The 13,186-nt window shown below is 45.2% G+C and carries 12 protein-coding genes; 4 read left to right on the top strand and 8 right to left on the bottom strand.

Annotation, left to right across the window (positions count from 1 at the left end; genetic code table 11):
• Positions 1–147 precede the first annotated feature (147 nt).
• Positions 148–780: a GntR family transcriptional regulator gene (locus LYZ37_RS01855; RefSeq protein ID WP_272787131.1), complete on the top strand. Its 633-nt coding sequence runs from the start codon at positions 148–150 to the stop codon at positions 778–780.
• 38 nt (positions 781–818) lie between these two features.
• Here the strand turns inward: LYZ37_RS01855 and LYZ37_RS01850 are convergent, their stop codons facing one another.
• From LYZ37_RS01850 to LYZ37_RS01840, 3 genes are all read right to left on the bottom strand, one after another.
• A complete protein-coding gene (locus tag LYZ37_RS01850) occupies positions 819–2,702 on the bottom strand; it encodes a sensor domain-containing diguanylate cyclase (protein WP_272786230.1) in 1,884 nt (627 codons plus the stop codon).
• Positions 2,703–2,826: 124 nt separating this feature from the next.
• A complete protein-coding gene (locus tag LYZ37_RS01845) occupies positions 2,827–3,522 on the bottom strand; it encodes an oxidative stress defense protein (RefSeq protein ID WP_272786229.1) in 696 nt (231 codons plus the stop codon).
• Between the two features lie 118 nt (positions 3,523–3,640).
• Positions 3,641–4,537: a LysR family transcriptional regulator ArgP gene (locus LYZ37_RS01840; RefSeq protein ID WP_272786228.1), complete on the bottom strand. Its 897-nt coding sequence runs from the start codon at positions 4,535–4,537 to the stop codon at positions 3,641–3,643.
• Positions 4,538–4,662: 125 nt separating this feature from the next.
• On the opposite strand from LYZ37_RS01840, the gene LYZ37_RS01835 reads away from it, so the two are divergent.
• Entirely contained in the window at positions 4,663–5,289 is a 627-nt protein-coding gene (locus LYZ37_RS01835) for a LysE/ArgO family amino acid transporter (protein WP_239854241.1), read from the top strand.
• A 7-nt stretch (positions 5,290–5,296) separates the two neighbouring features.
• Complete coding sequence (locus LYZ37_RS01830; RefSeq protein ID WP_239826799.1) at positions 5,297–5,779, top strand: YbaK/EbsC family protein; 483 nt, start codon at positions 5,297–5,299, stop codon at positions 5,777–5,779.
• Positions 5,780–5,824: 45 nt separating this feature from the next.
• On the opposite strand, the gene mscS is transcribed toward LYZ37_RS01830, so the two are convergent.
• From mscS to epd, 4 genes are all read right to left on the bottom strand, one after another.
• Positions 5,825–6,691: a small-conductance mechanosensitive channel MscS gene (gene mscS, locus LYZ37_RS01825; protein ID WP_272786227.1), complete on the bottom strand. Its 867-nt coding sequence runs from the start codon at positions 6,689–6,691 to the stop codon at positions 5,825–5,827.
• 324 nt (positions 6,692–7,015) lie between these two features.
• Positions 7,016–8,092, bottom strand: coding sequence for a class II fructose-bisphosphate aldolase (fbaA, locus tag LYZ37_RS01820; RefSeq protein WP_239854243.1), 1,077 nt, complete (start codon positions 8,090–8,092; stop codon positions 7,016–7,018).
• A 153-nt stretch (positions 8,093–8,245) separates the two neighbouring features.
• Positions 8,246–9,406, bottom strand: a complete 1,161-nt coding sequence (locus tag LYZ37_RS01815) for a phosphoglycerate kinase (RefSeq protein ID WP_171324792.1) — start codon at positions 9,404–9,406, stop codon at positions 8,246–8,248.
• A gap of 151 nt (positions 9,407–9,557) precedes the next feature.
• Entirely contained in the window at positions 9,558–10,586 is a 1,029-nt protein-coding gene (gene epd / locus LYZ37_RS01810; protein WP_272786226.1) for an erythrose-4-phosphate dehydrogenase, read from the bottom strand.
• A gap of 199 nt (positions 10,587–10,785) precedes the next feature.
• Here epd and LYZ37_RS01805 point away from each other — a divergent pair, with 199 nt between their 5' ends.
• On the top strand, positions 10,786–11,022 hold the full coding sequence (locus tag LYZ37_RS01805; protein ID WP_171382726.1) for a hypothetical protein: 237 nt from the start codon (positions 10,786–10,788) through the stop codon (positions 11,020–11,022).
• An 80-nt stretch (positions 11,023–11,102) separates the two neighbouring features.
• On the opposite strand, the gene tkt is transcribed toward LYZ37_RS01805, so the two are convergent.
• Positions 11,103–13,097 carry a transketolase gene (tkt, locus tag LYZ37_RS01800; RefSeq protein WP_272786225.1) on the bottom strand — a complete coding sequence of 665 codons (1,995 nt, stop codon included), beginning with the start codon at positions 13,095–13,097 and terminating at the stop codon, positions 11,103–11,105.
• Between the last annotated feature and the right edge of the window lie 89 nt (positions 13,098–13,186).

The raw sequence follows: 13,186 nt of genomic DNA, 5'->3' as shown, positions 1-13,186 counted from the left end.
TCTTGCCCACCCATTCCGTACGCTGTATTATCAACCAAAATTCAGTACCGCATACCGTTTAATAATTATTAGTGGTGTCTTAGTAGCAGTGTAAGTAGTGAGGAATGCATCGTGTCTAGCCCGACGTTAACAGACAAAGTAGCTAAAATGATTGTGCAAGATATTTTGAATGGGCAACTTCAACCAGACGAGAAGCTGGTGGTTGCAGAGCTTAAACAGAGATACGATGTCGGTGCCTCTCCTATCAGAGAAGCGCTAGTACAACTTTCTTGGAGCAAGTATGTCAGCTTACAACCACAAAAAGGTTGTTGGGTAGCGCCTGTCTCTATCGAGGAACTGAACGATCTCTATGAAAGCTTACGCTTTATCTCTTCCATTCTCCTCAAGCAAGCGATTGAAGTTGGCGATGAAGGTTGGGAGCTAGAAGTACTGACGTCATTTCATAAGTTGTCGCGCGTACAACACGCAAAAGAGGGCTTTGACTGGCAAGAGTGGGAAGAGCGTCAACATCAGTTCCACATTTCACTACTCGAAGGAGCACGTTCGAAAAACATGCTTGGCTTCTTCAGTGATCTCATCAACCAGATCAAACGTTATCGCTACTACGCAATCGTTAACGGTTTAGAGTATGGCAGTTCTTGCTTGGATGACTACGAGCAAATTATGAAGCTGGTGTTAGCCAAAGATGGAGAAAAAGCCGCCAAGACCCTAGATAGTCACCTAGAGCACAACAGACAGCAGATTCAAGCTATCATTGATGAGCAAGCCGTCGCGGCATAATGGAATGTGATAAGAATCGAGCCAACAGGCTCGATTTTTTATGCCACCTCTTCGGAGCTAAAACAGACCGAAACTCGGTTACGACCGGAAGATTTTGAGTCATAGAGCGCAATATCTGCACACTTGTAACAACGCGTGCTGTCCGTAATAAAGTCGGTCACACCAATACTGACCGTCACAGGGATATCGGCTTCCAAATCAATCGCTATACGTAAGCGCTCCAAAGCGAGTTCGGCTTCTTTTATCGACGTATGAGGCATAATGATCGCAAACTCTTCGCCACCGATTCGAGCCACAAAATCCGTCTCGCGTAAGGTGGATTCAAGCATCTGAGCCACCTTAGTAATGACGCGATCCCCTTCATCATGACCAAGTTCATCATTAACGCGTTTAAAAAAGTCGATATCGAGTAAGGCCAAGCAAGCATTTGGAGTTGAAGGGTAACGCTCCATAAGGCGGGCATAACGGCGCAGCTCTAACTCAAACTTACGACGATTCCACAGCTGAGTGAGTTCATCTCTTTCACTTAAAATACGCAAGCGCTCTTCAAGTTCTTTGCGATCACTGATATCAACAATCGAGGTAATGTAATAGCTAACCCGACCTGATTTGGCCAACACGCTCTGTACCCGCAGTAATGCAGTGACGACTCGTTCATCACTACTTCTTTGAATACTAATCTCACCTTCCCATAGCTGATGATGGGCAACTTGCTCAAAAATCTCTAGCGATAGTTCAATTTGCTCTTCGCCAAGTAAGCGCTTAATGATATTGCGCGATTGAATATCACGATGGGCTAGTCCAGTTAGCGCACAAAACTGATCATTAACCATAATCGCACGGTGGTTACGATCGGAAATGATCACAGCAGACATACCACTCAAGGCTGCACGAGCTAATTGGCTTTCGATACTGCGCTTTCGGTAATGAACAACGAGTAAAGTGCCTGGAATAACGAACGCTAGCATCAAAACGAACACTAAAGTTGCTTCTTGCACTAAGGCTTCACTTTCAAACTTAGCAATCGTGTCTAGCTGAAGCCTATTAAGCTCTATCACCAGATAGAGGGGTTGTTGTGGCGCAAGATAAATCTGATTAAAGACAATCAATCCCTCATTCTCTATCAGGTAACCCGACTTATTGTGTTGCATCATCTGCCAGGTGACTGGGAAGGTACGCGCAAAGTTGTGCTCGTTACGCTCTTTGACTAGGTGACCATATAGCTCATTGAGGCTTGAGCCAGCCAAGTAGAAGCCCTGCTCACCAATAAGCTCGGGGCTAAATCGCTCATCGGGTGAATAGTTTAAACGTGATGAAAGGTAGCGAACATCAATATTAAGGACCAAATATCCTGCGCGGTTTTCTGCGACATAGACAGGTGTAATCAAGCGTAACGCTGGCTGATAAGGCTCAACAAGCTTGCCATGTTCATGTTCTAAATCGATTCCCCACACACCAATATCATTCTCATTCAGAGTTTGAGCATACAGGTAATAATCTCGTTGTGATTTATCTTGAAGATTCTTGTCGCTCTCAACCTCAGCATCTCCATTGCTGTAGTTAAGACGAATTTTCTCCATTCCGTTAGTATCTAAAAAACGGATCTGGGTGTACCACTTTTGATTGCTTGCAACCGATGACCAAACTTCTTCAACAACGCCTTTATTGGTCTTTGTCGGCTCTAGCACATACTCATAGAGGTTACGACTGTGTGAAAGCAGCTCAATAATCGAGATGAACTGGCTACGAACGCTTTGGTATTCACGTTCACTATACGCAAGCTGGTGAATCGCCAACTCAGCATTTTGAGCAATGATGTCTTTTTCAAGTTGTTGATGTTTCTTGAAATAGTATATGAAGACAAGTGAAAAGAAGATCAGCGTAGTGATGAACAAATATGAGAAGACGGATTTACGCTGCATTAGGTGAAGAAAACTCGTGTCGATAAGGCTGAGCAGTATATCATTTAATCGAAATAGGATTAAAGCCCCTACCACAAGAAGTAGAATAGGGGCGACTTTACCAACAATAAAATCGTCGATCTGGTCAATCGATCTTATAAATCACATCAACGCTGTCGCGGATAACGATAGTAGAGTCTTGGTAACTGTTCGATTCTGAACGAGCATCCATAGCCATAGAGCGCATCAACACAGGCTGATGACCGGGCATATTGTAATCAATGCGCCAAACACCATTCAGCTCTTTACCAAATCCCTCTGCAAGAAATTCTGCTTTGCTGTTGGCATCTTTGATCGCCGCCATTCGTGCCTGCTGTTGATACTTAGCTTGATCTTTAACCTTGAGCTGAATGTTATCAACTTGATTAATGCCTGAGTTCAGCGCCAGATCCAAGTATTGGTTTAAGTCAGCCAAATCTTCGACCGTCACCGTTACGCTGCGTGAAGCTCGGTAACCTACTAGCTCTGGTTTACCGTCTTTAGGATAATGGTATTGAGGAGTAATGTAGAGATTTGAGCTAGTCACATCCTGCTTCTCTACGCCTTCTGTATTTAAAGCATCAAGAAATGTACGGACAACTTTATCAACCGACTGCTTTGCTTGCTCCGCCGTCATGGTTGACTCAACGATCTTAACTGAGAATTGTGCCATATCTGGCTTGGCGATCACTTCACCATAACCTGTGGTCGCTAAATGTGGAAAATCGGGGCTATTGGCCAACACGCCAAAACTGCTTAAAGACAGCGACAACGCTGCAACAACTGTAGGGATAGCTTTCATACTCAATTACCATATGCCATTAACTCAATACATCATAGGCATGGAATAAATCGACACCAAGATCTAGCCATCAGTTCTGACAGAGAATTAACTGAGCACTTGCGCGGCTACATGCCCGCTATTTCGGCAGCAAATCCTCTGTGTATTCGACAATGGCCTGTGTCACCTGCTTGAGTAACCCCGTTTCAAGTTGCCAGTGATGCCAGTAAATACGGAAACTCATAAAAAAGCCCGGCATCAAATCCACTAACTTTCCAGAGGCAAGTTCCTGCTCTATTTGCAGCTTAGGGATCAAGCAATAAGCACAGCCCATCAACGCTAAGTTAACGAAAGCCTCAGAGCTTGCGACATGATGATGCGGCACAGAATCGGGGGAAATATTAAAATGCTGCTTAAGAAAATCACGATGTAGCTCATCGTGTTGGTCGTAAGAGACAGCCGGAGCTTGTTTTAAACCTTCTCGCGTCACTCCAGTTGGGAAATACTCCTTCGCAAACTCTGGGCTCGCCACACATACATAATCCATCCGACCAATGTACTTCGCTTCACAGCCAACCATGGCTTTGGGCTCCATGCTTAACGCGCCCAAGACTTCGCCATTTTTTAATTTGTCTAACGTTCTCGCTTCCCCATAAACCTCAAGTTCAAACTGAACCCGGCGTGACTTCATAATTGGCGCTAAAGCGGGCAGCAGCCATGTCGCTAAGCTGTCTGCATTGGTCGCAATGGCTGCGTTTTGTAGGCGCTCAGCCGTTTCGTTATCTAGCTCTGGAATCAACTCGGACTCTAGCAATTGGACTTGTTGGTAGAGGGCCAGAAGCTTTTGCCCTATCGGGGTAGGTCTTGGCGGTTGCTCGCGCACTAAAACGGGTTGAGCTAGAAACTTTTCAAGCTGTTTTAGTCGTTGTGAAACTGCCGATTGAGAGACAAACAATGCTTCAGCGGCACGCTCAAAATTACCACTACTGATCACAGCTTCTAGAGCCTCTATCCATCGATAATCCAAGCCACGCATCTTTTATTCCTCTCAACGACCAGTTTATTAGATACTCTAATATAGTATAAAAATTATTAAATATACTTATTTTGACAGTTTACTTATCTTCTCGCCATATCAGTTAATTTGTTGGAGAGAAAGCCGTGAACTTTTGGCTACTACTACAAGGCTTTGGCCTAGGCGCAAGTATGATCATCCCTATTGGTGCCCAAAACGCTTACGTACTAAATCAAGGCATTAAGCGCCATCACCACCTTACAACCGCGACGATCTGCAGTGTGCTTGATATTGTTTTTATTTCGCTCGGAATCTTCGGTGGTGGTGCTCTGCTATCACAAAATGAAACCTTGCTCATGTTGGTCACTATCGGCGGTATTGCTTTTCTTGCGGTGTATGGCTCACTATCACTCAAAAGCGCTTTTACACCACAAGCGGAAGAGACTCAGCTCAACCAGACACTAAGAGGTAAGCGTGCTGTCATTCTAGGCGCTTTAGCAGTGACGGTACTGAACCCTCACCTCTACCTTGATACTGTGGTAATTCTCGGCTCAATAGGCGGCCAATTTGAGGGCCAAGATCGTATTGCGTTTGCCATCGGCACCATGATGGCTTCACTGGTGTGGTTCTTCTCTCTTTCAATTGGTGCGGCCAAACTCGGTCCCACTTTGTCACAACCGCGAGTTAAGCAAGGTATTGATATTGTGGTTGCGATTATGATGTACGTGATTGCCGCCTTGTTGGCAAAAGAGTTATTCAATCAGTTAATGTAGGTGATGTATGAACAAGCTGGATGCTATTTATCAGTTCAACAAACAGCTGTTAGAGCAATTGAATGTTGATTATCAAGAGTGGCAACACGAGCCTATATTAGATTTTGCCACCGACGAGAGGGTAGCAGAGCAATTAGGTTGGACAGGCACTCATAGTAAAAGCCTGTTTCTCAAGTTAAAAGGCTCTGGCTATGCGTTGCTTCTCACCGACAAAGATAGCCGTTTAGACACTAAGGGGATTAAAGCCCTAACCGGGAAGCGGCCTTCGATAGTCAGCAATGAGGAAATGATTGAGCAGATTGGTTGCGTACCGGGAGCGGTGTGCCCTTTCGGTCTGCCTACTGAAGTAGAAATTATTGTGGATAGCAAACTGTATCAACACAATGAAATCTTATATACACCGGGTAAACCAGAGGTGACCTTTGGCATCCCAGCCAACCAATTAAAAACCGTCTTAAGCTCGCTAGAAAATAAAGTGCTAGAAATGTAAAAAGCGAGGCAGTTTGCCTCGCTTTGTTTAATCTACGCTTAGAGATTATGCATCCACTTTGTTCATATGAACATCCATTTGTGGGAATGGAATCTCGATACCTTCTTTATCTAAGCCTTCTTTGATTGCTTGCATCAAGTCGAAGTAGACATTCCAGTAGTCGGCGGTTTTAACCCAAGGGCGCACGACAAAGTTAACTGAAGAGTCAGCTAGAGTATGCACGCCAACCTGTACACCAGGCTCTTTAAGAATGCGCTCATCTGATTCACAAATCTTTGTCAGTAGCTCTTTGGTCTTCTGTAGATCTGCGCTGTACGAAACACCAATCATCAGATCAATTCGGCGTGTTTCATGACGTGAGTAGTTAGTGATTGGACTACCAATTACACTACCATTCGGCACCACGACCATTTTGTTGTCTGGCGTAGTTAGCACGGTTTGGAAAATCTGGATTGAGTCTACCGAGCCTGCCACACCGCCAATTTCCACGTAGTCGCCCGACTTAAATGGACGGAAAGCAACAATTAGCACACCAGCAGCAAAGTTAGAAAGCGAGCCCTGTAGAGCTAAACCTACGGCTAAGCCAGCCGCACCGATAACAGCCACCACAGACGCGGTTTGTACACCTAAGCGACCTAGAGCTGCAATCAGCACAATAACAAATAGAAGGTAACGAACTAGACCATGGATAAACTCGACGACGGCCTTATCCATTTTTTTCTTGTTCAGTACCTTAGCGACACTGTTAGCTACCGCTTTCACGATAATGTTACCGATAAATAGGATCAGAACTGCGGAAATAATATTCACGCCATACTGCACTAAAAGATCGGAATTGTTAGTCAACCACTGCTCGGCATGACTTAAACCATCAACCAAAGGAGTTTCAATCCCTGCTGATTCACCCGCCATAATTTCTATCCTCTCAATAAAATGATTCTATGAACCAAACTGCTTTTAATTACCAATCAGAAACAACATCCCTATACATTCACTGAAGCAATGTCAGCTTTTTGGCACGATATCCCATTTTTGACTAATCTCAAAGTTATGTTTTTGCAAAGAGAGCAAAAACAAAAACTTATCAGAATTCTCTGATATCGGCACATTACAGGTTACGCAACAAATCTCGATTTCGCCATTACTTTCATTTCACTAGCAAATAGCTTTGCTGAATGACAGGCATAAAAAAACCGCTCAAGGCGAGCGGTTTTCATTTAACTTAGTAAAGATGAATTATAGTACGTCTACTGCGTTAAGGTCAGCGAATGCTTTCTCAAGACGAGCAACCATAGAAGCTTGACCAGCACGTAGCCATACGCGTGGATCGTAGTACTTCTTGTTTGGCGCATCTTCGCCAGTTGGGTTACCGATTTGGCCTTGTAGGTAATCACGGTTGTCCGCTTCGTACTGACGGATACCATCCCATGTAGCCCACTGTGTATCAGTATCGATGTTCATTTTGATAACACCGTAGCCGATAGACTCTTGGATCTCAGCTTCAGTAGAACCAGAACCGCCGTGGAATACGAAGTTTAGAGCGTTAGGTGCAATACCGAACTTCTCTGCACAGTATGCTTGAGAGTCACGTAGGATAGTTGGAGTTAGTACAACGTTACCTGGCTTGTATACGCCGTGTACGTTACCGAAAGAAGCTGCGATAGTGAAACGGTGTGAAACAGCGTTTAGTTTCTCGTATGCGTATGCAACGTCTTCTGGAGAAGTGTATAGCTCAGATGCGTCCATGTGAGAGTTATCTACGCCGTCTTCTTCACCACCAGTACAACCAAGTTCGATCTCGATTGTCATGTTCATTTTAGCCATGCGCTCTAGGTACTTAGCACATGTTTCGATGTTCTCTTCTAGAGACTCTTCAGAAAGGTCTAGCATGTGAGAAGAGAAAAGAGGCTTACCAGTTTGAGCGAAGAACTCTTCACCTGCGTCTAGTAGACCGTCGATCCAAGGAAGAAGTTTCTTAGCAGCGTGGTCAGTGTGCAGGATTACTGGCACACCGTAAGCTTCAGCTACAGCGTGAACGTATTTAGCACCTGCTACAGCACCAAGGATTTGAGCACCTTGACCTTCAAGTTTAACGCCTTTACCAGCGAAGAAAGCTGCACCGCCGTTAGAGAACTGAACAACAACTGGAGCTTTAACTTTAGCAGCTGCTTCTAGTACTGCGTTTACAGAGTCAGTACCTACTACGTTTACTGCAGGTAGAGCGAAGTTGTTTTCCTTAGCAACTTCAAAAACTTTCTGTACGTCGTCGCCAGAGATAACACCTGGTTTTACGAAATCGAAGATCTTAGACATGGATTTAATCCTATTTATCTGTCGTTTTAAAAATAAAACTTGTTAAGTTTAAATTCTTGCAAACGTTTGCTCACAACTCGCGCTATTCTAGCAAAAAAGTGTGATGTGCAGCAAACAAGAAAGCGGGAGATTAACTCCCCCGCTTCCACTTAATTACTTAGCGCGCTCTTCAAGCATCGCAACTGCTGGTAGTACTTTACCTTCAACGAATTCAAGGAATGCACCGCCACCCGTAGAGATGTAAGAAACGTCAGCTTTAATACCGAACTTGTCGATAGCCGCTAGGGTGTCACCACCACCTGCTACAGAGAAACCTGCAGACTGAGCGATTGCTTCAGAGATACCTTTAGTACCTGCTTCGAAGTTCTTGAATTCAAATACGCCTACAGGGCCGTTCCATAGGATAGTTTTCGCGTTGCCGATGATTTCAGCTAGAGCCGCTGTTGATTCTGGACCTAGGTCGAAGATCATGTCGTCATCAGCTACTTCTGAAACGTGCTTGATTTCAGCTTCTGCGTTTTCGTCGAATGCTTTCGCACATGCAACGTCAGTCGCTACTGGGATAGAACACTCTTTCATTAGCTTTTGAGCTGTTTCAACTAGGTCTGCTTCGTATAGAGACTTACCTACGTTGTGGCCATCAGCTGCGATGAACGTGTTTGCGATACCACCACCAACAACAAGTTGGTCAGCAACTTTAGATAGAGATTCTAGGACTGTTAGTTTAGTAGAAACTTTAGAACCACCAACGATAGCAACAAGTGGACGCTCTGGGTTGTCCATTGCTTTACCTAGTGCTTCCAGTTCAGCAGCTAGTAGAGGACCAGCACACGCTACAGGTGCATTCATGCCAACACCGTGAGTCGATGCTTGTGCACGGTGAGCAGTACCGAATGCATCCATTACAAAGATGTCACATAGGGCAGCGTATTTCTTAGATAGCTCTTCTTCGTTCTTCTTTTCGCCTTTGTTGAAGCGAACGTTTTCAAGAACAACTAGCTCACCAGTGTTTAGCTCTAGGCCTTCTAGGTAGTCTTTTGCTAGCTTAACTTCGCAATCTAATGCGTCGTTTAGGTAGTTAACAACAGGTTGTAGAGAGAACTCTTCTGCGTATTCACCTTCAGTCGGACGACCTAGGTGAGAAGTAACCATAACTTTCGCGCCTGCTTCTAGACAGTGCTTGATTGTTGGTAGAGATGCTAGAATACGTGCATCAGAAGTCACTTTGCCTTCTTTTACTGGTACGTTTAGGTCCGCACGGATAAATACACGTTTACCTGCTAGATCCAGGTCAGTCATCTTGATTACAGACATGATGTGTCCTCTCAAATTTTCAATAAGTAAAGTTTTCAGTAGCCCGGCAACCCTGCCAGACCTATTAATTCTTCAAACGCTGTTGGTATAGTGGAGATGCTCAATATTTATTTCAAGGGTTAAAATAAATATTTCTCCATTAAAAGAGTGGTTATTTCGCACTCTGCATTGCGAGCGCTGTATCCAACATACGGTTCGCAAAGCCCCATTCGTTATCGCACCAAACGAGCATTTTTACTAAGTGCCCATTACTCACTCGTGTCTGTGTACCATCGACAATCGCGCTATGGGGATCATGATTAAAGTCGATCGAAACGAGCGGCGCTTCAGTATAGTCAACAATGCCCTGTAATGTACACTGAGATGCGTTAACAATGGTTTGATTTACGTCATTAACTTTCACATTTGTATTAATTGTGACACTTAAATCCATTGCTGTGACGTTTACCGTCGGAACTCTTACAGAAATCGCTTCAAACTTGTTGGAAAATTTCGGGAAGATTCTTTCAATACCTTTATGCAACTTAGTGTCCACAGGAATGATCGACTGGCTCGCTGCTCGGGTACGTCTTAGGTCCGAATGGTAGGCGTCAATGACTTGCTGATCGTTCATTGAAGAGTGAATGGTAGTGATAGTACCGGATTCGATTTCAAACGCGTCATCAAGTGCTTTAATGATCGGCACAATACAGTTGGTGGTACAGGAGCCATTAGAAACCACATTGTGTTCCGCTTTGAGCGTTTCGTGATTAACACCATAGATGATGGTGTTATCAAGGTCGTTGGCTCCGGGATGCGAGAACAGGACTTTCTTAGCTCCTGCTTTGATATGCTCCTGACCATCTGCTTGCGAGCCAAATACACCCGTACAATCTAGAACAATGTCAACCTCAAGATCTCGCCATGGCAAAAGGTCAATATCGCGTAGGTGAAGGATTCGAATTGAGTCAAACTCCCCCGGAGCATCATGGTGTACATAGATATGCTCTTGGTCATTGGAAATCTTCTTACGAAAACGCCCATGGCTAGTGTCATACTGGAGCAGATGCGCCATCGCATCAGGTTGCGCCAGTTCATTCACCGCCACTACCTTAATCTGTTGGCTTTTGCCACTTTCATATACCGCTCGCAAAACATTACGGCCAATACGTCCAAACCCGTTGATCGCAACTTTCAGCATAACTCCATCGCCCTACATCATTTTCGTGTCACAAATACTACCTGATAGTAGGCCAAAGCGCATTAAGTTAGTGATGTGTGCCGAACAATTGAAACTGCACAACTTGATTAATAAGTCAGCAATATAGATAGTCGCTGTGTGAGACTGTTTTTCCTTATGGCTGTTTCTTATCTAGTTTCATCAACCAAAGGAAATGACTATGTCTGGGTACCCAGCCACTCACTTTTGTAAACAGTGCGAACAAGAAACACCCCATAGTGAAGTGCTTGTAAGAAAGACCAGCAGCTACGACACGGACACTTCTTTGTTAGGTAGAGTCAAACTGATGGCTCATGCCTTTATTAATGGCGGTCACTACTACGACATGGACAGATATGTCACATGTAAAGTCTGCGGCCACAAAGAGAAGGATAACTGGGGTAATGAGTTTGAGTAATCGCTACTTATCCTCAGATTGAACGCATAAAAAAACCGAGCCACTAGGCTCGGTTTTCTACTTCATGACTTCAGCAAATCTTATGCTAGTAGCTCTTTTGCTGTGTTTACTACGTTTTCTGTAGTGAAACCGAACATCTTGAATAGCTCACCTGCTGGTGCAGATTCACCGAATGTTGTCATACCGATGATCTTGCCACCAAAGCCAACGTACTTGTACCAGAAGTCAGCGATGCCAGCTTCTACAGCGATGCGTGCAGTTACGTCAGATGGCAGCACAGATTCACGGTAATCAGCGTCTTGCTTGTCGAATGCGTCAGTTGCAGGCATAGATACTACGCGTACTTTCTTACCTTCCGCTGTTAGTTCAGCTGCTGCGTTAACCGCTAGCTCAACTTCAGAGCCTGTTGCGATAAGGATTAGCTCAGGCTTGCCTGCGCAATCTTTCAGGATGTAACCACCCTTAGTGATGTTAGCTACTTGCTCTTCGTTACGCTCTTGCTGTGCAAGGTTCTGACGAGAGAAGATTAGCGATGTAGGGCCGTCTTTACGCTCGATAGCCAATTTCCAAGCGACTGCTGATTCCACTTGGTCACATGGGCGCCATGTGCTCATGTTTGGTGTTAGACGTAGAGATGCCATTTGCTCAACTGGTTGGTGAGTAGGGCCATCTTCGCCAAGACCGATAGAGTCGTGCGTGTAAACTTGGATGTTCTGAACTTTCATCAGAGCAGCCATGCGCATTGCGTTACGTGCGTATTCCATGAACATTAGGAAAGTTGCGCCGTATGGTACGAAACCACCGTGTAGTGCAATACCGTTCATGATTGCTGTCATACCGAACTCACGTACACCGTAGTGGATGTAGTTACCTGACGCATCTTCAGCAGACACAGACTTAGAACCAGACCACATGGTTAGGTTAGAAGGTGCAAGGTCAGCCGAGCCGCCTAGGAATTCAGGTAGCATAGCACCGAAAGCTTCTAGTGCGTTTTGCGACGCTTTACGTGATGCGATATTTGCAGGGTTTGCTTGAAGGTCGGCAATGATTGCATTGGCTTTCTCTTCCCACTCGGCAGGTAGTTCGCCGTTTAGGCGACGTTTAAGCTCTGCCGCTTCAGCTGGGTAAGCTGCTGCGTATGCATCAAACTTAGTGTTCCACGCTGCTTCCTTAGCTGCGCCTGCTTCTTTCGCATCCCACTCTGCATAGATGTCTGCTGGGATTTCAAATGGACCATGTTCCCAACCAAGTTCTTTGCGAGTTGCTGCGATTTCTTCAGCGCCTAGTGGAGCACCGTGACAGTCGTGTGAACCAGACTTGTTAGGTGAACCAAAACCGATGATCGTCTTAGTACAGATTAGAGTTGGGCGTGGGTCAGCTTTCGCTGCAACAATGGCGGCATTGATCGCTTCTGGATCGTGACCGTCTACTGCAGGGATTACGTGCCAGCCGTACGCTTCAAAACGCTTCGGTGTGTCGTCAGAGAACCAACCTTCTACTTCACCGTCGATAGAGATGCCGTTGTCATCCCAGAACGCGATAAGCTTACCCAGACCTAGCGTACCTGCTAAAGAACATGCTTCGTGCGAGATACCTTCCATCAGACAGCCATCACCCATGAATGCATAAGTGAAGTGGTCAACGATGTCGTGGCCTTCTTTGTTGAACTGTGCTGCAAGTGTCTTCTCAGCTAGCGCCATACCAACAGCGTTAGTGATACCTTGACCTAGAGGACCGGTTGTAGTTTCAACGCCTGGTGCATAACCATACTCCGGGTGACCTGGAGTCTTAGAGTGTAGCTGACGGAAGTTTTTCAAATCGTCAATTGATAGCTCATAGCCAGAAAGGTGTAGCAAAGAGTAAATCAGCATAGAGCCGTGGCCGTTTGATAGAACGAAACGGTCGCGGTCAGCCCACTCTGGGTTTGAAGGGTTGTGGTTTAGGTGAGAACGCCAAAGAACTTCAGCGATATCAGCCATACCCATAGGTGCACCTGGGTGACCAGAGTTAGCTTGTTGAACTCCATCCATGCTTAGAGCACGAATTGCGTTAGCGAGATGTTGACGAGAAGACATGTCAGCTCCTGAATGCATTAAGCGAATCAAATATAAAATGAGCGATAATTCTCTCAAAGCACTACCAGCACTGCAATCGTTTTCCAAGA

Origin of the sequence: Vibrio tubiashii, from assembly GCF_028551255.1 — a bacterium.
Classification (GTDB): Bacteria; Pseudomonadota; Gammaproteobacteria; order Enterobacterales; family Vibrionaceae; genus Vibrio; species Vibrio tubiashii_B.
The sequence above is the reverse complement of the archived record's forward strand: the minus strand, read 5'-3'. Positions and strand labels throughout refer to the sequence as shown.

What these genes read in the sequence shown, in the direction of transcription:
- LYZ37_RS01855 (WP_272787131.1), top strand. Translation starts at nt 148, where the DNA reads ATGATTGTGCAAGATATTTTGAATGGGCAACTTCAACCAGACGAGAAG.
- LYZ37_RS01850 (WP_272786230.1), bottom strand. Translation starts at nt 2,702, where the DNA reads ATGCAGCGTAAATCCGTCTTCTCATATTTGTTCATCACTACGCTGATC.
- LYZ37_RS01845 (WP_272786229.1), bottom strand. Translation starts at nt 3,522, where the DNA reads ATGAAAGCTATCCCTACAGTTGTTGCAGCGTTGTCGCTGTCTTTAAGC.
- LYZ37_RS01840 (WP_272786228.1), bottom strand. Translation starts at nt 4,537, where the DNA reads ATGCGTGGCTTGGATTATCGATGGATAGAGGCTCTAGAAGCTGTGATC.
- LYZ37_RS01830 (WP_239826799.1), top strand. Translation starts at nt 5,297, where the DNA reads ATGAACAAGCTGGATGCTATTTATCAGTTCAACAAACAGCTGTTAGAG.
- mscS (WP_272786227.1), bottom strand. Translation starts at nt 6,691, where the DNA reads ATGGCGGGTGAATCAGCAGGGATTGAAACTCCTTTGGTTGATGGTTTA.
- fbaA (WP_239854243.1), bottom strand. Translation starts at nt 8,092, where the DNA reads ATGTCTAAGATCTTCGATTTCGTAAAACCAGGTGTTATCTCTGGCGAC.
- LYZ37_RS01815 (WP_171324792.1), bottom strand. Translation starts at nt 9,406, where the DNA reads ATGTCTGTAATCAAGATGACTGACCTGGATCTAGCAGGTAAACGTGTA.
- epd (WP_272786226.1), bottom strand. Translation starts at nt 10,586, where the DNA reads ATGCTGAAAGTTGCGATCAACGGGTTTGGACGTATTGGCCGTAATGTT.
- LYZ37_RS01805 (WP_171382726.1), top strand. Translation starts at nt 10,786, where the DNA reads ATGTCTGGGTACCCAGCCACTCACTTTTGTAAACAGTGCGAACAAGAA.
- tkt (WP_272786225.1), bottom strand. Translation starts at nt 13,097, where the DNA reads ATGTCTTCTCGTCAACATCTCGCTAACGCAATTCGTGCTCTAAGCATG.